Source organism: uncultured Maricaulis sp. (genome assembly GCF_905480005.1).
Taxonomy (GTDB): domain Bacteria; phylum Pseudomonadota; class Alphaproteobacteria; order Caulobacterales; family Maricaulaceae; genus Maricaulis.
On record NZ_CAJQOO010000127.1, the window covers coordinates 26,482 to 44,956 of the forward strand.

At 64.1% G+C, this 18,475-nt stretch carries 22 protein-coding genes and 1 other RNA gene; 13 read left to right on the plus strand and 10 right to left on the minus strand.

Annotated features, from left to right (window positions below; genetic code table 11):
• Positions 1-68 precede the first annotated feature (68 nt).
• Together nudC and QZ266_RS11415 are read right to left on the minus strand one after the other, a co-directional pair.
• A complete protein-coding gene (nudC, locus tag QZ266_RS11410; RefSeq protein ID WP_295695251.1) occupies positions 69-989 on the minus strand; it encodes an NAD(+) diphosphatase in 921 nt (306 codons plus the stop codon).
• The gene (locus tag QZ266_RS11415; protein ID WP_295695253.1) at positions 982-1,152 is read right to left on the minus strand and encodes a hypothetical protein; all 171 of its coding nucleotides are present in this window, start codon (positions 1,150-1,152) and stop codon (positions 982-984) included. The genes nudC and QZ266_RS11415 overlap by 8 nt, the downstream gene beginning before the upstream one ends.
• Here QZ266_RS11415 and QZ266_RS11420 point away from each other — a divergent pair.
• From QZ266_RS11420 to QZ266_RS11445, 6 genes are all read left to right on the plus strand, one after another.
• Positions 1,135-1,374: a hypothetical protein gene (locus tag QZ266_RS11420; protein WP_295695254.1), complete on the plus strand. Its 240-nt coding sequence runs from the start codon at positions 1,135-1,137 to the stop codon at positions 1,372-1,374. The genes QZ266_RS11415 and QZ266_RS11420 overlap by 18 nt on opposite strands.
• 44 nt (positions 1,375-1,418) lie before the next feature.
• Positions 1,419-1,516: signal recognition particle sRNA small type (ffs, locus tag QZ266_RS11425), an RNA gene on the plus strand.
• Positions 1,517-1,581: 65 nt separating this feature from the next.
• On the plus strand, positions 1,582-3,378 hold the full coding sequence (locus tag QZ266_RS11430; protein ID WP_295695256.1) for a DNA polymerase III subunit gamma/tau: 1,797 nt from the start codon (positions 1,582-1,584) through the stop codon (positions 3,376-3,378).
• Positions 3,375-3,698: a YbaB/EbfC family nucleoid-associated protein gene (locus QZ266_RS11435; RefSeq protein WP_295695257.1), complete on the plus strand. Its 324-nt coding sequence runs from the start codon at positions 3,375-3,377 to the stop codon at positions 3,696-3,698. Before QZ266_RS11430 ends, QZ266_RS11435 begins: the two co-directional genes overlap by 4 nt.
• 14 nt (positions 3,699-3,712) lie before the next feature.
• Entirely contained in the window at positions 3,713-4,318 is a 606-nt protein-coding gene (recR, locus tag QZ266_RS11440; protein WP_295695259.1) for a recombination mediator RecR, read from the plus strand.
• A gap of 80 nt (positions 4,319-4,398) precedes the next feature.
• A complete protein-coding gene (locus QZ266_RS11445) occupies positions 4,399-5,127 on the plus strand; it encodes a queuosine precursor transporter (protein ID WP_295695261.1) in 729 nt (242 codons plus the stop codon).
• Positions 5,128-5,143: 16 nt separating this feature from the next.
• Here QZ266_RS11445 and QZ266_RS11450 read toward each other — a convergent pair whose 3' ends face one another.
• The gene (locus tag QZ266_RS11450; RefSeq protein WP_295695263.1) at positions 5,144-6,271 is read right to left on the minus strand and encodes a PQQ-dependent sugar dehydrogenase; all 1,128 of its coding nucleotides are present in this window, start codon (positions 6,269-6,271) and stop codon (positions 5,144-5,146) included.
• 103 nt (positions 6,272-6,374) lie between these two features.
• Entirely contained in the window at positions 6,375-7,493 is a 1,119-nt protein-coding gene (locus QZ266_RS11455) for a GNAT family N-acetyltransferase (RefSeq protein ID WP_295695265.1), read from the minus strand.
• A gap of 187 nt (positions 7,494-7,680) precedes the next feature.
• Between QZ266_RS11455 and rmuC the strand changes: the two genes are divergently transcribed.
• Genes rmuC through QZ266_RS11470 form a run of 3 tightly spaced genes read left to right on the plus strand, consistent with a single transcriptional unit; the run spans position 7,681 to position 10,259 of the window.
• Positions 7,681-9,135, plus strand: coding sequence for a DNA recombination protein RmuC (gene rmuC, locus QZ266_RS11460; protein WP_295695267.1), 1,455 nt, complete (start codon positions 7,681-7,683; stop codon positions 9,133-9,135).
• A gap of 31 nt (positions 9,136-9,166) precedes the next feature.
• Positions 9,167-9,691 carry a peptide deformylase gene (gene def / locus QZ266_RS11465; RefSeq protein ID WP_295695269.1) on the plus strand — a complete coding sequence of 175 codons (525 nt, stop codon included), beginning with the start codon at positions 9,167-9,169 and terminating at the stop codon, positions 9,689-9,691.
• Between the two features lie 22 nt (positions 9,692-9,713).
• Positions 9,714-10,259: a YcxB family protein gene (locus tag QZ266_RS11470; RefSeq protein WP_295695271.1), complete on the plus strand. Its 546-nt coding sequence runs from the start codon at positions 9,714-9,716 to the stop codon at positions 10,257-10,259.
• A 153-nt stretch (positions 10,260-10,412) separates the two neighbouring features.
• Here the strand turns inward: QZ266_RS11470 and QZ266_RS11475 are convergent, their stop codons facing one another.
• Both QZ266_RS11475 and QZ266_RS11480 read right to left on the minus strand, forming a co-directional pair.
• On the minus strand, positions 10,413-11,387 hold the full coding sequence (locus QZ266_RS11475; protein ID WP_295695272.1) for a glutathione S-transferase family protein: 975 nt from the start codon (positions 11,385-11,387) through the stop codon (positions 10,413-10,415).
• 76 nt (positions 11,388-11,463) lie between these two features.
• Positions 11,464-12,315 (minus strand): pirin family protein, encoded by an 852-nt coding sequence (locus tag QZ266_RS11480; protein WP_295695275.1) that lies wholly within the window; start codon positions 12,313-12,315, stop codon positions 11,464-11,466.
• 150 nt (positions 12,316-12,465) lie between these two features.
• Here QZ266_RS11480 and QZ266_RS11485 point away from each other — a divergent pair, with 150 nt between their 5' ends.
• The 3 genes from QZ266_RS11485 to truA are packed head-to-tail and all read left to right on the plus strand — an operon-like array spanning position 12,466 to position 14,760.
• Complete coding sequence (locus QZ266_RS11485) at positions 12,466-13,038, plus strand: hypothetical protein (protein WP_295695277.1); 573 nt, start codon at positions 12,466-12,468, stop codon at positions 13,036-13,038.
• 49 nt (positions 13,039-13,087) lie between these two features.
• Positions 13,088-14,017, plus strand: a complete 930-nt coding sequence (gene fmt, locus QZ266_RS11490; RefSeq protein ID WP_295695279.1) for a methionyl-tRNA formyltransferase — start codon at positions 13,088-13,090, stop codon at positions 14,015-14,017.
• Entirely contained in the window at positions 14,017-14,760 is a 744-nt protein-coding gene (gene truA, locus QZ266_RS11495) for a tRNA pseudouridine(38-40) synthase TruA (protein WP_295695281.1), read from the plus strand. Before fmt ends, truA begins: the two co-directional genes overlap by 1 nt.
• Positions 14,761-14,767: 7 nt before the next feature.
• Here the strand turns inward: truA and QZ266_RS11500 are convergent, their stop codons facing one another.
• The 4 genes from QZ266_RS11500 to QZ266_RS11515 are packed head-to-tail and all read right to left on the minus strand — an operon-like array spanning position 14,768 to position 17,369.
• The gene (locus QZ266_RS11500) at positions 14,768-15,331 is read right to left on the minus strand and encodes a hypothetical protein (RefSeq protein ID WP_295695283.1); all 564 of its coding nucleotides are present in this window, start codon (positions 15,329-15,331) and stop codon (positions 14,768-14,770) included.
• Complete coding sequence (gene dapE / locus QZ266_RS11505; protein ID WP_295695285.1) at positions 15,328-16,497, minus strand: succinyl-diaminopimelate desuccinylase; 1,170 nt, start codon at positions 16,495-16,497, stop codon at positions 15,328-15,330. The genes QZ266_RS11500 and dapE overlap by 4 nt, the downstream gene beginning before the upstream one ends.
• Before the next feature lie 36 nt (positions 16,498-16,533).
• On the minus strand, positions 16,534-17,010 hold the full coding sequence (locus QZ266_RS11510) for a GNAT family N-acetyltransferase (protein ID WP_295695287.1): 477 nt from the start codon (positions 17,008-17,010) through the stop codon (positions 16,534-16,536).
• A 17-nt stretch (positions 17,011-17,027) separates the two neighbouring features.
• Complete coding sequence (locus tag QZ266_RS11515; RefSeq protein ID WP_295695289.1) at positions 17,028-17,369, minus strand: aspartate decarboxylase; 342 nt, start codon at positions 17,367-17,369, stop codon at positions 17,028-17,030.
• A gap of 126 nt (positions 17,370-17,495) precedes the next feature.
• Here QZ266_RS11515 and QZ266_RS11520 point away from each other — a divergent pair.
• Positions 17,496-18,475, plus strand: a 980-nt coding sequence (locus tag QZ266_RS11520; RefSeq protein ID WP_295695291.1) for a TIGR03862 family flavoprotein, incomplete at its 3' end; no start/stop codon positions are given.

Here is an 18,475-nt window from a genome sequence, read left to right on the forward strand (position 1 = left end):
GCTCAGATACTGCGGTAACACGACGCACGGGCGAAACCCGTCCGGTTTGGCGGTCTGCCATCGGCTGGCTAGATCGCCTCGTCGGCCCAGAGTTCGGCCAGTCGGCGGGCAATGGCGATGGAGGGCGGCATGGCCGCGTCGGGATGGCGCCCGGCCAGCATGTCGCGCACCTCGTCGCGGCTGAACCAGCGGGCCTGTTCCAGCTCGTGCGGATCGATGGTCACCGTGGCATCCAGAATGGGCGCGACGAGGCCGATCATCAACGAGGAGGGGAAGGGCCAGGGTTGCCCCATCACATAGCGGATGCCGGCAATGTCGGCCTTGACGCCCGCCTCTTCCTCGAGTTCGCGGGCGCAGGCTTCTTCCAGTGTCTCGGCGGGTTCCACAAAGCCGGCCAGGGCCGACCACATGCCTTCCGGCCAGGCTTCCTGGCGACCGAGAAGGCAGCGGTCTCCGTCCACGGCCAGCATGATCACGACCGGGTCGACGCGCGGATAGTGTTCGCTTTCGCAGCTGTCACAGACCCGGCGCGCGCCGCCCGACTTCACACGGGTTGCTGCGCCGCAGGTCGCGCAAAAGCCATGGCGACCGTGCCAGGCATGCAGGGCCTTGGCCTGGGCGTAGATCGCCGCCTCATCCTGGCTCAGGGCCATCGCGGCCTGGCGCGCGGGCAGAATTTCGGCATCCAGCGGCAATTGGTCGGCACTGGCCAGGGTGACCGCGAAACACGGACTGCCCTTGTAGTGACCCAGGAAGAGCGCGGTGGACATGTCTGCCTGTGGCGCGATCTCGGTGCGGCGGAACCAGTATAGCGCCGTGCCGCCTTGCAGGGCCGGGTCGCCGTCCAGCGTGACCAGCCACCAGCCGTCATCACCGGTCAGCAGATCCGACAGGGCCGCCTCATCGCGTCTCAGCAGGTCGCCACGGTCCAGCGGGGATCCGGCAAACACCAGCGGGTCACGGCCGGCGAGGATGGAGCGATCATTCATGGGCAATATCCGAACGCGGTGTGGTCTGGGTGCAGGCATAGATACGTTTGACCAGGCCTTCAACATGGCGTGCGTCCGGACGGCTGATGTCCGCCTCTTGCTTTTGAGAATGAGTCGCAATTATATGGGTGCAGGAGGTATCGATATGGCTTGTAATTTTCATGGCAATGCCCGCGACGTGGCCGCGGCACCCGAAGCGGCGGCCCACGCCCGGATCGCGGTCAGTGACTGGCTCGAAACCCAGGCCCGGGTGATCGGATACTGGCGTGATGTCCTGGTCGCGGCGGGCGGAAATCTGGCCCTGATCGAGGCCCTCGACGATCATGCCCGCTTCCTCGCCGCGGCTTCGCATCGGGGCGAGGGCGATTTCCTGCAGACCCAATGACGCCACGCCTTGCACGCCAGCCTCAGGCACGCGATATAGGGGGCGGAAGATCGGCGGTGGACGAGCGCCTCGCCAACCCGGTCAGATCCGGAAGGAAGCAGCCGTAACGAGTTTTGCTCGGGTCGCTGTCCGGTCTTCCACTTTACTCCGCCCCGCAGGCTCCGGCGACGGACGGCGGCCCTGGAACACCCGACCCGATGAGCTGTCATGGATGATACGCCGCTCCCGACTGATGCCGACGGAGCGGGCGACGTCCTGATGCCCGGGCTCGATCTGCCCACGGACGGCCCGACACCGGGCTACCAGGTCCTGGCGCGCAAATATCGCCCGCACACCTTTGAAGACCTGATCGGCCAGGACGCCATGGTGCGGACCCTGACCAATGCCTTTGCCGCCGGCCGCATCGCGCACGCCTACATGCTCACCGGCGTTCGCGGCGTCGGCAAGACCACCACCGCGCGGCTGATCGCCCGCGCGTTGAACTTCCAGACCGACGAGATTGATGCGCCGTCGATGACACTGGGCGAAACCGGCCGTCATTGTGAGGCCATCGCCCGCTCGGCCCATGTCGATGTCATGGAGATGGATGCCGCATCGCGGACCGGTGTCGGCGATATCCGCGAAATCCTCGAAGGCGTCCGCTATGCCCCGGTCTCGGCGCGCTACAAGGTCTACATCATTGATGAGGTCCACATGCTCTCGACCTCGGCCTTCAACGCCTTGTTGAAGACGCTCGAGGAACCGCCGGAGCATGCCAAATTCATTTTCGCGACGACGGAGATCCGCAAAGTCCCGGTGACGGTGTTGTCGCGTTGCCAGCGTTTTGACCTCAAGCGGATTGATCGCGAAGTCCTGACAGATCATCTCGAGCGCATTTGCGGGCTCGAAAAAGCCTCGGTCGAGCGCGATGGCCTGTCCCTGATTGCCCGCGCCGCCGAGGGCTCGGTGCGTGATGCGCTCTCCCTGCTGGACCAGGCCATTGTCCAGGGCAGCGAGGCCGATGGCCCGGTCAGCGCGCCGCAAATTCGCGACATGCTGGGCCTGGCGGACCGGGCCCGCGTGCTCGACCTGCTCGAACAGACCCTGACCGGCAAGACGGCTGATGCCCTCGCCGAGCTGGAATCCCTGCATGATGCCGGCGGCGACCCCGTCGTGATCACGCGTGACCTGCTGGACTATGTCCATGCCACGGCGCGCGTGAAGGCGGCCGGTCCCGAGGCTGATCTGGGCGAGGCTGCCGACACGGTGGCCCGGATCGTCACCCTCGCCGAAAGCCTGTCCCTGGGGCAGCTGACCCGGATGTGGAAAATACTCCTGACAGGTCTTGATGATGTCCGCGCTGCGCCTGATGCGCTGGCGGCGGCCGAGATGACGGTTCTGCGCCTGGCCTCGGCCGCGGCCCTGCCCCCGCCAGAGGACGCGGCCCGATTGCTCGCCGGCATGCCGCGCGCATCCGGTCCGACGGAGGCGCCGGGAAAGCCTGAGCCGGCCGCCGCGCCGGCCGAGCCGGCGGCTGCCGAACCGGTTACACACCATCGCGCCCTCAACGCGCCGGAAGCCGCCAGCTCTGTCGAGCAGGATGCGCCGGCCATTTCCGGTCCCCAGACCTGGGAAGCGCTGATGGCGATGCTGCGCGAGAAGCGCGATATTGCCCTGCAATCGGACATGGAACGCCATGTCCGTCCGGCCGCCTTCAAGCCAGGCTCATTCAGCTTCCAGCCCCTTGAGGACGCCCCGCGCGACCTCGCCCAGCGCCTGTCGCGCCGCCTTCTGGAATGGACCGGTGAACGCTGGATGATCCTGGCGGATGCGGGTCTGAAGGGCGGCGAGACCTGGCATGAGCGCAAGCAGCGGCTGAAAGCCGAACGCCTCGAGGCGGCGCGTCATGACCCGGCGGTCACCGAAGCCCTGCGGCTCTTCCCCGGCGCCGAGATCGTCGCCGTGCGCGACCCGGAGCCGCGCGATGACACAAACAACACGGAAACAACGGAGAAACGCGCATGAAGGACCTGATGGGCCTGATGAAGCAGGCGCAGGCCATGCAGGAGAAGATGACCGAGGCCCAGGCCCGGCTCGACGAGACGCAGGTTGTCGGAGAGGCTGGCGCCGGCCTGGTCAAGGTCGTGCTGACCGCCAAGGGCGACATGATCTCGGTTGATCTCGACAAGAGCATCATGGATCCGGAGGAGCCGGAAATCCTCGAGGATCTGCTCAAGGCCGCCCATGCCGACGCCCGTCGCAAGGGCGAGGCCGCACAGCAGGAAGTCCTGAAGGACGCTGCCGGTGGCCTGCAATTGCCGCCCGGCATGCAGATGCCCTTCTAGCGCCCGGCCCGCTGATGAAATCCGCCTCCGCCGGCCCCGAGATCGAAAGACTGATTACCCTGCTGGCCAAGTTGCCGGGCCTCGGCCCGCGCTCGGCGCGGCGGGCGGCCCTGCACCTGCTCGGCAAGAAGGACGCATTGATGCGCCCACTCGCCGATGCGCTGGCCGATGCCGCGGACAAGATCCGCGCGTGCGCCGAGTGCGGCAATCTCGATGTCGCAGACCCGTGCACGGTCTGTGCGGCCCCCAACCGGCTCGAGAACGCCATATGTGTCGTCGAGACAGTGGGTGATCTTTGGGCGCTGGAACGGGCCGGCGCATTCAAGGGCCGCTATCATGTCCTTGGCGGCGTGCTGTCGGCGCTGGATGGGGTGCGTCCGGAAGACCTCAATATCGCCAAGCTGGTCGAACGGGCTGCGCGCGAGGAGGTCAGCGAGATCGTCCTCGCCCTCAATGCCACGGTCGATGGCCAGACGACGGCGCATTATCTCGCCGACCGGATGACGGATTGTTCTGTCTCCATCACTTCACTGGCGCGTGGCGTCCCGGTCGGTGGCGAGCTTGACTATCTTGATGACGGCACCCTGGCCGCCGCCTTTCGCAGCCGCTCAAGCGTCTGAATACGCTGACTATTGCCGATTTCCCCTGTTCAAGGGACAAAATCGATCTACCCTCTTCCAGGCTTTCGGAGGAGAGGGGCGTGGACACAGCACCGGATCATTCGAATTTGGACATGCCGCCGGACCGGGTGACACGTCGCGCCTTTATCCTGTTTTTCTGCGTCGGCCTGTTCATGGTCTCCCTCGTGCTCGCGGCCATCACGGCCGTCAAGATCCAGGCTTTCCATTTCGGGCCGCTGACAGTTCTTGTGCCGGCCGGCACCATCGCCTTCGGTCTGACCTATCTGGCAACGGATGTGATCTCGGAAGTCTGGGGCCGCGGCTATGCGCTCTGCGTCGTCTTCTCGGGCCTGCTGATGCGCTTCCTGATCCTCATCCTGCTGCTCTATGCGATGCATGCCGAGGATGTGATCCCCTTCATCACGGTCGGCGGGAACTGGACAGAGACCCAGCAGGCGGCATTCGTCGAGGTTTTCTCGTCCGGCAATCGCACGAATTTCGCCGGCATGGTCGCTTTCGGCGTCAGCGCGCTGGCAGATGTCCTGATCTTCCATCATTTGCGTCAAAGGGATGCCGGCAAGAACCGGCTCTGGCTGCGCAATAATATCTCGACCATGGTGTCGCAGACGGTCAACAGCGCCATCTTCATCTCGGTCGCCTTTGCCGGCGTCCAGACCTGGTCGGTGATTGGCAGCCTGATCCTCGGCCAGGTGATCGTGAAGCTGTCGGTGGCTGCCTTTGACACGCCGATCGTCTATCTTTTGCGCAATATCGCAGAAGGACGGAAACTGACCGATCTTCGCGGCTAGTCCGGAGCGGGCCTGGTCAGGGAATGACGGGGGTTAGGCGCAACAGGGCACCATCGCGATCATCGGTCAGCAGGTAGAGATAGCCGTCTGCGCCGTTGGCCACATCGCGAATACGAGCGCCGAAATCGTCCAGCAGGCTTTCCGTCGCGATGATGCGGTCCCCCTCGATTTCCAGCCGCACCAGCCGCTCACTGACGAGTCCGCCGACGAAGGCGTCTCCCTGCCAGTTCTCGAAGGCGTCGCCAGTATAGAAGGCGAGGCCTGACGGGGCGATGGACGGGTCCCAATACCAGACCGGCTGTTCCAGGCCCTCGCCATGGGTGGCGTCCGAGATCGGCGTGCCGTCGTAATTCATGCCATAGGTGACCAGCGGCCAGCCATAATTGCGCCCGGGATTGATCAGATTGATCTCGTCGCCGCCACGCGGGCCATGTTCGTGCGCCCAGACCGAACCGGTTTGCGGATTGAGGGCGATGCCCTGGACATTGCGGTGACCATAGGAATGGATTTCCGGCAGGGCGCCGCTCAGGGACACGAAGGCATTGTCGAAGGGCACGCTGCCATCCTCATTGAGGCGAATAATCGTCCCGAGATGATTGCCGAGATTCTGGGCCTCCTGGCGATAGAGCCCGCCTTCCCCGAGGGTCAGCAATAAAGTCCCGTCCGCCAGGAAGATGACGCGGCCGCCAAAATGCATGCCGCGATCCTTGTCGACATTCACACGAAACAGGGTCTCAACCGCCTCGAGTTCGGTCGCATCGGCGTTCAGTCGACCGCGGGCGAGGGCCGTGTGATTGCGATCGCCGCGCCCGGCGCTGTAGGCGAAATAGAGCAGCCGGTTGGTCTCGAAATCCGGATGCACAGCGAGGCCGAGAAGGCCGCCCTGACGAATGGCCAATATGTCCGGGAGGCCGGTGATGTCCGCTTCGCGCAGCGCGCCGTCCTCGATCAGGCGCAGCCGGCCGGGCCGTTCGGACACCAGCATATTGCCGTCCGGCATGACGGCGATCGACCACGGATATTCCAGCCCGTCAGCAACGGTCTCGACGATGAAGTCGGCCTGCTGCGTCTCGAATATGGGATCTTGCGCCTCACCCGGCGCGGTCAGGGCAATCATGGCGGCCAGCGCTGCGAAGACGCGCATCGTGTTATTCCCTCTCTTCATCGGGACCGAACACGAGACTAGCGCACTTGCGCGCCGACGGCAGGGGCGACGGCATCAAAACCTGCAGATTCAGGAAACATCGTTAAAGCGCGATGGATCCTGCGAAGCTCGCGAGGCGCGGAGCCAGCTGTGGCTGGAAGGCGCTGACCTGGGCCCAGCGTCGACGCAAGCGACCCGGCAATTCGCCAAGTTTCCCCGGGGCCCGTTCCGCCATCTGTTCGGTCATCTCCCAGGTCCGTATGCCAAGGGCTGCCAGGCCCGGCGCCAGAACGCGCCCGGGCGCGAGCGCCGCGGTGTCGTTGGCGTAGTATTTCTTGTAGTGATCGCCACCACTGCCCAGATCGATCCGGCGCAGGCCGCGTTCATGCGCCTGTTCCATCAGCCCGTGCAGCAAAAGCAGGCCCGGCGAATAGCGCGACAAGTCCGGATCATAGGCCGGGAACCAGGAATGGTAGATGTCCGCGCCCACAAGACCGAACTCGACGGCGGCCAGTCGATCACCGAACCAGAGCGCGGCGGTCAGGCCGGAAAACTCCTGCCCTTCACGGCGACGCAGGTCGCGCAGTACGCGCTGGACCCAGTCGATACCGAAGACGTTGAGCTTGCCGGTCTCGCGATACTGTTTCTGCTTCCATTCGGCGAGGGCGTTGAAGGCGGTTCCGTCCGGATCACCGAGCGTGACACGCATTGGTCCGAAATCGCGCTCTGCGGCACGGGCTCGCCGCGCCGCTTTCTTGAAATGATCCTTGTGGAGCGCCTTGCGGTCCTCGAGGAAGGCCGCGCCATCCGTGCCAAGGTCCGCGATATGGCTGTAGGCGGTGGCTGTTGCTGATGGATCGGTGCTTGCGGTCGGCTGGTGCCAATTGTCGAAGACCAGAGCAGAGCCGCCGGCAGCACGGACCAGCGCCTTGCGGGCAATGCGGCTCGGCTCGGCGGCAATCACGCCCTGATAATCGCTCATCGGTGCGCCGACCGGGCGGACAATGCCGCCATGGGCGGTGTGGTGCGGGAAGAATCCGATCGTTTCGCCATTCTCCTCGATCACGGCGACGCGCACATCCGGGCGGGTCCGGGCCACGGTTTCAGCGAATTCGAACCGGAAATAGGGGCTGATGAGCTTGCCATTCGGGCACGCCCACTCATTCCACTGCACGATTTGCTTCGCGGAAATGTCCTCGATTGAAACGATTTGCGTTCGCACTTTGTCCCTCCCGACACGTTCCCCCCTTTCCAAGCAAGGTGCGGGCCGTTTTGGGGGCTGGGCCTTGATTGGGGTGACCAGTTTTGTCTGCGGCGCGTGACACGCTGTCGGCGGAGGCGGTCTGCCAGCTGGCCGCTGCGACCCGACTCATCCAGAATGTCCTGCAATCAGGAAGGCGACAGACACCGTGACCCTCACCGATATCTCCCCGGAAACCTGGCTTGTTCTGGCCGGAATGGCCGTCCTTCTTGGCGTGATGCTCGTGATCTGGCTGCGTCCGCGCGGCGCGGCGTCCGAAGCCGGCCCGGATCCGGAGCTGGAACGGCTGCGTGCGGAGCGCGATGACTGGCGCATGCGTCAGGAAGAGGGGGCGGCGGCGCTGGCTGCGGCACGCGAAGCGCTGGCGCGCCTGGAAGGCGTAACCGCCGAGCGAGACGGTCTTCGCACCAAGCTGGAAACGGTGACAGAGGAGCGCAACAGCCTCAATGCCCGTCACGAATCCCTGAAGACCGAGCATGACGCCACCCAGCGCCATCACGGTGAGAAACTGGCTGAGCTCGAAAAGGCGCGCGAGCGTCTCAGCGAGCAATTCAAGCTGACGGCGAATGACATACTCAAGGCGTCCGGCGCCGAGTTGAACAAGCAGAGCACGGAGAATCTGCAGACCCTGCTCAAACCCCTGCGTGAGCAATTGTCGGAATTTCGCACCAAGGTCGAGACCGATGCCAAGGAGCGTCATGGCCATGCCGGCGAGATCAAGCAATTGATGGAAACCGTGCGCAAGGATGCGGCGCGGATGTCGGATGATGCGCAGAAGCTGGCCAATGCGCTGCGCTCCTCGTCCAAGGTCCAGGGCGATTGGGGCGAGATGGTTCTGGCGAGCATTCTCGAGCGCGCCGGCCTGCGCGAGAATGAGCACTACGTCACCCAGTCGACCGAGCGCAATGAAGAGGGCGCGCTCCTGCGTCCCGACGTGATTGTGAAAATGCCGGGCGACCACCAGCTGGTCATCGATTCCAAGGTCTCGCTCACCGCTTTCGAGCGGTGTGTGAATGCCGAGGATGACGAGGCTCGCAATGCGGCTTTGAAACAGCACCTCGCCTCGGTTCGGGCGCATATCAAGGCGCTCGGCGAGAAGGATTATGCCAAGCTCTATGAGGGCGTGAATTTCACCCTCATGTTCATTCCGCTGGAAGGTGCGGCGTCGCTCGCCCTGCAGAATGATCCCGAATTGTCGAGCTATGCCTGGGACCGCAATGTCATGATCGCGACGCCGACCACGCTGATGATGGCGATGCGGACGGTCGGCAATCTGTGGACGATCGACCGCCAGAATCGTCATGCCATCGACATCGCCGACCGAGCCGGAGCGCTCTACGACAAGTTCGAGGGGTTTGTCGGCGACCTGGAAACCGTCGGCAAGCGGATCGATGGCGCGAAGGATGCCTGGGCCGCGGCCAAGGGCAAGCTGGTCGAGGGACGCGGCAATCTCGTGCGCCAGACCGAAATGCTCAAATCACTCGGTGCCAATGCCCGCAAATCCCTGCCGGCCGAGTATCTCGATGCGGCCGGTGCGGAGGAGGCAGAGACCGACGACACGCCCAAGCCTGCTCTGACAGCTCCGGAAGCGGTCGATTCTTGATCCTTTAAGCGTGCACGACTATCTAGGGTTCATGGCTGTTCTTGAAATCCGCACCGTTCCCGATCCCGTCCTCAAAGAGGTGTCGCAACCTGTTGAGAAGGTTGATGATGATCTCCGTCAGCTGATGGATGACATGCTGCAGACCATGTATGCCGCGGACGGCATTGGCCTGGCCGCCATCCAGGTCGGCGTGCCCAAGCGTGTCATCGTGATGGATCTCGCCGGCCCCGACGAGGAGCCGCAACCGCGCTATTTCGTCAATCCGGTCCTCTCGGATCCGTCTGACTCGCTGAAGCCCTATGAAGAGGGCTGCCTGTCCGTGCCGACCGTGTTTGACGAGGTCGAGCGCCCGGACCGGATCCGCATCCAGTTTCTCGATTATGACGGGAATGAATGCGAGGAGATCGCCGAGGACATGTTCGCGGTCTGCATCCAGCACGAGATGGACCATCTCGAGGGCGTGCTCTTCATCGACTATCTCTCCCGCCTGAAGCGCCAGCGTGCGGTCCAGAAGGTGAAGAAGATCGAGAAGTCCAAGGACCGCGACGCGGCCTGACCCTGGCAAGAGAATTGGTCGCATGCACAGTTTTGAGTTTGACCTCGACGTTGACGAACAAATGGCTGTGTCTCGCCGCCTAGGCAGTCGTATGGTGCGACCGGTCTCACGATTTCTCATGTTCGTAGTGATGTTTGTGGTCGGCGCTGGGCTGATGATGGCCTCGTTTGGGCTGGCGTTTATCAGCCTGCAGTTCATCGGATTGGAGGACTTCGCTTTCTTGCTCGCCCTTCCATTGTTTTTCCTCTGTTGGGGAAAGGTCGGAGTCCGTGTCTGCCAAGCCTTCATGCGCCGAGTGACAAATGCTCAAGACCATCAGGGCGAGCGCGTTGATGTCACGGTCTCCGATGCCGGCGTGACTTGGGCGACTCCCGGCGCGCGGACTGAACTCGAATGGCGGGCCGTTGAAGCCGTCTATGACGAGCGCGAAGCCGTCATGTTTCGGACCGGGGGCCTATGCTACTACATTCCCAGTCGACTTTTCTCGAGCCCGGCTGCACGGGCTGATCTGATTGAGATGTGCCGATCAGCCCTTGGCCCGGTTGCACTCAAGCGTAGCCACCTCTGATCCTGTCATGCCCGTCAGTCATTTCGTGAGCCATGCCGGATTTCGCGGCGAGCAAACCAGACTAGCTGAAATCCAACACCCAAGGGCATTGGAACGATGCGTAGCGTCCTGCTGCGCCGCGTAGTCTTTGCTGAGTGCCATGCGGGATTGACCCTAGCCTCGCCCGTGAGGCTCCGCAAAATTGATCAGCGGTCCGGCCGGCACGATCCTGGTCGGATTGATCGTCCCGTGGCTGGCATAATAATGCTTCTGGGCATGCTCGAAATTGCACGTCCCGGCGATGCCGGGCTGCTGGTAGAGATCGCGCGTATAGGCCCACAGATTGGGGTAATCGACCAGGCGCCTCAGATTGCATTTGAAATGCCCGAAATAGACCAGGTCGAAGCGCAGGAGTGTCGGCAGGAGACGCCAGTCCGCCTCGGTTGGCGTGTCGCCGGTCAGATAGCGCGTCCGGCCCAGTAAATGCTCGAGATGGTCAAGCGTTTCGAAGAGCGGGAAGACCGCTTCTTCATAGGCCGCCTGGCTGGTCGCGAAGCCGGATCTGTAGACGCCGTTATTGACCGTCTCGTAGATACGTTCATTGAGGGCATCAATGTCAGCCCGCTTGTCGTCCGGATAGTAATCGCCCGCTTTCGCGCCGACCGCGTCGAAGGCCGAATTGAACATGCGGATGATCTCGGCGCTCTCATTGGAGACGATACGCCCGGTCTTCCTGTCCCACAGGACGGGGACGGTGACGCGGCCTGAATACTCCGGCTCGGCTGCCAGATAGACCTGATACATCAGGTCCTTGCCCTGAAGCTGATCGCCGACAATTCCGTCCTCGTCGCGCGCGAAGGTCCAGCCCTGTTCGGCCATGTTCCAGTGCACGACCGAAACCGGGATCATTGCGTCCAGCCCTTTCAGCGCGCGGTAGATCAGCGTGCGGTGTGCCCAGGGGCAGGCATAGGAGACATAGAGGTGATAGCGGTCCGGCTCGGCCTTGAATCCAGCGCTGCCGGTCGGGCCGGCGGCTCCGTCCGGCGTCACCCAATTGCGCAACTGGGCCTCCGAGCGTTCGAAACGCCCGCCGGACGTGTCGGTGTCATACCAGGTGTCATGCCAATGGCCGTCGACGAGCAGACCCATGGTCTCTCCGATCAGATTGCTGTGGGGAAGGGTTCGGCCCCGCCCGGCATTATCGCCGGGCAGGTCCGGGGGGATGTCAGAACTTGCCGGCCTGGAAGTCGCGCACCGCCTGGTGCAGTTCCGCTTCGGTATTCATGACGAAGGGGCCGTAGCGGGCGACCGGTTCATTGATAGGCTTGCCCGCCACCAGCAGCAGGCTGGCGCCTTCGGGCCCGGCCTTCAGCTCGATCCGGTCGCCATCTTCCAGCACGCCGAGATCGGGATCATCAACACGGCCTTCGCCGGATGAGACAGACCCCTTGTAGACCGCGATGAAGGCGGTGTGATCGGGATCGATATCCTCTTCCAGCCGGGCGCCGGGTTCGAGCACGATGTCGATCAGGGTGGGCTGGATGGCGACGGATTTCGCCGGACCGGTCACGCCGGTCGAGCTCGATCCGGCGAGCACGCGCAGGCGCGCCCCCGAACGGGTCTCGACGGGCACTTCGCTCTTGTCAAACTCCTGATAGCCGGGGTCGGTCATCTTCAAAGCGCCCGGCAGATTGACCCAGAGCTGGAAACCCCAGAGCCGGCCATTATCCTGTTCGGGAATCTCCGAATGTACGATGCCGCGACCGGCTGTCATCCACTGGATGCCGCCGCCTTCGATGACGCCGGCATGGCCCTTATTGTCGCCGTGGCGCATCTTGCCATCGAGCATGATGGTCACGGTCTCGAACCCGCGATGCGGGTGGTTCGGGAAGCCGGCCATGTAATCGGCGCTGTCGTCCGAGCGAATCTGGTCCAGCATGAGGAAGGGGTCGAGCTCCATCAGGCCGCGATGCCCCAGCATCCGGGTGAGCTTGACGCCGGCCCCGTCCGAGGTCGGAAGGCCGCGCGAGACCTTGGTGATCCGGCGCGTCCTGGTGAGGGTATCGGTCGCGGTCATGAAGCTGCGTTCCTGTCCTGTGCCCGCTTGGGTGTTGTTTCACCTGGCAATGTAGGGATTTTCTCTGCGAGTGCCATGGAAACTGGCGAAAGAGATTGTTTCCATTGTGGAAGCGATCAGGCAGGCTGTCGGTAGTTTGAGGAGTGAATCATGCGCTTGGCTGTCCTGTTATCCCTGCCCCTGGCTCTCGCGGCCTGTTCGAACGAACGACCGGCTGCCGAGGCGGATCTGTTTGACCGGCTCTCGGCCCTGTGCGGCCAGGCGTTTGAAGGCCGGGTCGTCAGCGATGATCCCCGGGATGCCGATTGGGCATCACAGGTTTTGACCATGCATGTGCGGGAATGCTCGGCGTCGGAAATCCGCATTCCCTTGCATGTTGGCGAGGACCGTTCGCGGACCTGGGTCATCACCCGCGAGGCGGCCGGTCTTCAGCTCAAGCATGATCACCGCCATGAAGACGGCAGCGAAGATGTTCTGACCCAGTATGGCGGCATGACCATCACGGCGCCCACCGAGACGCGCGCCGAATTCCCGGCTGACCAGTTCTCCCGGATGCTGTTCGATCGCGAAGGTATTGCCGCGTCGATGGCGAATGTCTGGTCCATCACGCTGGCCGAAACCCGCTTCACCTATGCGCTGGATCGCCCCGACCGTCACTTCGAGGCCGAGTTTGACCTGACCGTGCCGGTTGATGCGCCGCCGCCGCCCTGGGGCGCGGAATAACCGCAAACCGTCTTGACGGCAGGGCCGTGTTCGCGCTCAAACCCGCGGCATGACCTTACGCCTTGCCTTCATGGGCACGCCGGATTTCGCGGCGCGCTCTCTCGCTGAAATCGCTGCCGCCGGCCATGAGGTCGCGCGGGTCTATACCCAGCCGCCGCGTCGCCGGGGGCGGGGGCAATCCGAGCAGAAGACGCCGGTTCACCAGCTCGCCGAAATACTGGGTATCCCGGTGTCGACGCCAGAGAGCTTCCGCGACCCCGCGGTGATCGAGGACTTCGCCAGCCTCGACCTCGATCTGGCCGCGGTTGTCGCCTACGGCCAGATCCTGCCGCAAGCCGCGCTTGATGCGCCGCGTCTGGGCTGTCTCAACCTGCACGCCTCCCTGCTGCCGCGCTGGCGCGGTGCCGCGCCGATCCAGCGTGCGATCATGGCCGGCGACACGCTGACGGGTGTCCAGCTGCAACAGATGGAGGCAGGTCTCGATACCGGTCCGATCCTGTTGTCGGAGACCGTTCGCATTGCCCCGGCCGAAACCGCATCCAGCCTGCACGACAAGCTGCGCGATGCCGGTGCGCTGATGTGGCCGCGTGCTCTGTCGGCGCTGGAACGCGGATCGCTGGAAGCCGTGCCGCAATCCGATGAGGGCGCGACCTACGCGAAGAAGATTTCCGCGACCGAGGCCCGCATCGACTGGACCCGCGCGGCCGGCGAGCTGTCCGCCCATATTCGTGGCCTGTCGCCCTTTCCCGGCGCCTGGTTCGAACTGCCGACCGAAAAGGGTCCGGTCCGGACCAAGGTATTGATGGTCGAGGCGGTCGACGGCGCAGGTGCGCCCGGGACGGTTCTTGAGGGTTTGACCGTGGCCTGCGGCGACGGCGCCCTGTCGCTCACCCGTCTGCAGCGCGAAGGCAAGGGCGCCATGGATGCGGCGACCTTCCTCAATGGCAATCAAGTCCCGGCCGGGATGGTGCTGGGCTGATGCCGCGCTACAAGATCACCATCGAGTATGATGGCCGTCCTTTCTCGGGCTGGCAGCGTCAGGACAATGCGCCCTCCGTCCAGGAATGCCTCGAGCGCGCGGCAACCAGGCTGGATGGGGCACCGGTCCTCGTCTATGGCGCCGGTCGGACCGATAGTGGTGTGCATGCGCTGGCCCAGGTGGCGCATCTCGACCTCACCAAGGCGCTGACCGCGGACAAGGTGCGTGACGCCATCAATTACCACCTCAAGCCGGAACCGGTCGCGGTGACCGAGGCCGAGCCGGTGGGTGACGAATTCCATGCCCGCTTCTCGGCCAGCCAGCGCCATTATCTCTATCGCATGATCGATCGCCGGGCGCCGCTGACGCTGGATCGGGGACAGGTCTGGCGGGTGACGCGAAAGCTTGATGCCGAGGCCATGCATCATGCCGCCCAGGCGCTGGTCGGGTCGCATGATTTCACGACTTTCCGCGATGCCCATTGCCAGGCCGAGAGCCCGGTGAAGACGCTCGATGCGATCTCGGTCTCGCGTTATGGCGAAGAGGTGCAGCTGACCTGTTCGGCGCGCTCCTTCCTGCACCGCCAGGTCCGCTCCATGGTCGGCTCCCTGGTCGAGGTCGGGGTCGGCAAATGGTCCGCCCGGGATTTCAAGGATGCGCTCGACGCGGCGGATCGCAGCCGCTGCGGCCCGGTCGCCCCGGCCGATGGCCTTTATCTGACCGCGGTCGATTATCCCGCCTAGGCCGGTCCTAGTTTGCGGCGAATGCCTGGCTGATTGCGACAAGAATGATATTGGACACCAGCAGCGGGACGGCAGCGGTGAAGGCCGCCGTGATGGTCGGCAGGCCCAGTGTCACATAGGCAATGCGCCAGTGAACGAGGATGCGCAGATAGCCATAGAGGTAGAAGAGGAAGTCGCGCAGCTCGGCATTGATGACGCCGATCACCTGCAAGGACAGGATGGCGGCGATCACGCCATAGAGCCAGACGACACCCCAATTATGCACCACGACCCAGGGCAGGAAACGGTGTTGCGCCCCGACAATCATCACGGCGAGCGCGGCTGCGATGGGGAAGCTGACCCAGGTCGCGAGGACGACCGAGAACTGGATAAAGGCGTCGATCCGCACGCCGAGAAACTCGCGTTCAAAATAGATCAGGATCACCAGCGGCAGCGCCAGGAGCAGGCCGCCGAAAGACCGCCAGAAACCGGTCAATGAGACATCGAAACAGGCCTCGCCACCCGGGCGGAAAGTGAGGAGACGCAAGGCCCCCTGCATGCCGAGCCAGCCTTCTGCGATCAGCCTTATCATGCGGGTGGGCTCCGGAAATAACCATCCAGGATGCGGGTATAGATCCGCGTCAGTGTCTCGATATCGCTGATCGCCACGCGCTCATCAACCTGGTGCATTGTCGCGCCGACCAGGCCGAATTCGGCAACCGGGGCGTAGAGCTGGATGAAGCGGGCATCACTGGTGCCGCCGCCTGTGGTCAGGGCCGGGCGACGTCCGGTCTCGGCTTCCACACCGTCCTGCAACAGGGTGGTGAAAGGTCCGGCCGGAGTCAGGAAGGCTTCGCCGGTGACATGAATGTCGACATCGATATGCCCATCGAAATTGAAGTCGACGAGGGTGGCTTCCTCGCGGATCCACTCGCTCAACGCATCGCCGGTATGGGCGATATTGAAGCGGATATTGAAACGTGCCGAAGCGCTAGCGGGAATGACATTGGTGGTCGGATTGCCGACATCCACCGAGGTCACTTCCAGATTGGAGGGCTGAAAGGGCGAGACGCCGTCATCCAGCTTGCGCGCCAACAGGCGGCCGAGCAGGTCGAGCAGGGGCGGGATCGGGTTTTCCGCGCGCTCGGGATAGGCGACATGGCCCTGGCGACCGGTGACGGTCAGCGTGCAATTGAGCGAGCCGCGCCGGCCGGACTTGATCGTATCGCCCAGCGCGTTCGGATTGGTCGGCTCGCCGACGAGGCAATGATCGAATGTCTCGCCCTCTTCGGCGAGCGCCTTGAGGACAGCCTTGGTGCCATGGATGGCCGGGCCTTCCTCATCGCCGGTGATCAGGAAGGCGATTGAACCGTCGGGCTCGCCGGCCGTGTCCAGATAGCGGCGGACCGAGGCGACCATGGCGGCGATCGCGCCTTTCATGTCAGCGGCGCCGCGCCCCCACAAAAACCCGTCCTCGGCCGCTTCGGCGCCGAAGGGTGGTTTCTGCCAGTCATCCGCCGCGCCAGGCGGAACCACATCGGTATGGCCGGCAAACAGGAAGCAGGGCGATGCAGTGCCGCGCCGGGCATAAAGATTGTCGACCTCGCCGAACGGGTAGCGCCGGCAGGCAAAACCCAGTTGTTCCAGCGCCGCCTCCAGCACGCCAAGCGCCCCGGCATCGGCCGGGGTGATGGACGGGCGCCGGATCAGGGCCTGGGCCAATGGCAGCGGGTTGGTGAGATCGTCAGTCGTGCTCATAGGGCAAACATAGCCAGTTCGCGCCTCCAAGCCAGATCAGGGACGCAGCGATTTTTCCATGGCGAAGCGTCTGAACGCGACGCCGCGGATCGCGACCTCTTCCTGTTCGGTGACCGCATAGCCCATGGCCGCGAATGCGGGCTGCGCCATCAGGCTGGCATGGACGTGCAGACGTGTCTGCCCGGTCCGGCGCGCTTCCTGCTCGATGGCATCATGCAGGGCCCGGAACACGCCCTTGCCCTGCCAGTCGGGCCGGATGTAGGCGAAATCGACATAGTCGGGCGCCTCGAGAGTCATGAAACCGACAAGCGTGCCAGCCTGTTCGGCGATCATGACCGTCTGGCTGGCGAGGCGCGTATCCCAGTCGGCACCCTTGCGGGGTTCCGGCACCCAGGCAGCCTGCTGTTCGGCCGTGTAACGGCTCGGCCCGTTGCGGACCGCGTCATGCATGACGTCGCCCAGACCAATATTGTCCGCGGCCTCGCCGCGACGAATCCGGATGGCTGTGTCCATGCTGATATCCGGCAGGCTTAGTGCGAGCGACCGTGGGTCTCGCGATAGCGCTCCATCGAGACCGAGATCTTGAAGGTCTCGCGATATTTCGGGGAGCCGACCGGACGCGGCGGCTTCTGCGAGGTCAGGGCCAGGATGCGTTCCAGCGTGTCGTGCGCGGCACCGGACTGGCCCGCCCCGATATAGGCGTGCAGCTCGACCAGCGCGTCGGACAGCGGGTCGCCGCCGCGGACGATGAAGTAGGGCTCGTCCGAGCCCATGCGGTGCAGGATGTCGAATTCGGACGGATTGTCAGCCGAGCCATATGGTGCGGCCGGATCCTTGGCGGCCGGCTTGTCCTTGGTCATGTCGTCGCTCATGGCGCGCCCCTTGATTGATGTTTGTGCCATGTGACCAGATTCGAGGGCAAAGCGGTAGCGGCGGATCAGCGCAGCGTTGCTGTCGGGGCGATGGCGATCCGGCGCGGCGCGCGCTAGACAGGGGGGATGTCATCCATCGCCCCCAAGAAAATCGCCATAATCGGTGCCGGCCCGTCCGGGCTGATCGCGGCCGAGCATCTCGCCACCATTGGTCACGCCGTCGAGGTCTTCGAACGCATGCCGACACCGGGGCGAAAATTCCTGATGGCCGGACGGGGCGGGCTCAACCTGACCCATTCCGAACCGCTGCCCGGTTTCCTTGGCCGCTATCGCGAGGCGGGCGACTGGCTGGGCCCGGTGATCGTGCAGCATGATCCCGCAGCATTGCGGTCCTGGGCCGACACTCTTGGCCAGGCGACTTTCATCGGTTCGTCGGGGCGGGTCTTCCCGGAAGCGATGAAGGCCTCGCCCCTGCTTCGTGCCTGGCGGGCCCGGTTGGAGGACTTGGATGTCGCCCTGCATCTTCGCCATGACTGGACCGGCTGGAATGAGGCCGGTGCGCTGACATTCGACACACCCGAAGGCCCCGGGACTATCGAGGCGGATGCCACGCTGCTCGCGCTTGGCGGGGCCAGCTGGCCACGTCTCGGCTCGGATGGCGGCTGGGCCGAACGCCTGGCTGAAAAAGGGGTGGAGACAGTGCCCTTCTCCGCCTCCAATTGCGGCGTGGAAATGGCCTGGAGCCCGATCACGCAGGACCGTTTTGCCGGTGCCCCCCTCAAGTCAATTGCGCTGAGCCTGGGTGAGGAGCGTGTCGCGGGCGAGGCGATGATTGCGCGTTACGGCCTGGAAGGCGGGGCTGTCTATGCCTTGTCGGGCCCCATCCGTGAACACCTGGCGGCCGGCGAGGCGGTGACGCTTTCGCTCGATATCAAACCCCATCGCGATCAGGCCGATCTGGCGCAATGGCTGGGTCGTGCCCGCAAGGGGCAATCCCTGACCAATACGCTTCGAAAGGCCGGCCTGACACCGCAGGCCGTATCGGTCCTGCGCGATGCGGTTCCCGATTTGCCTCGCGATCCGGACGCCCTCGCCGCGCTGATCAA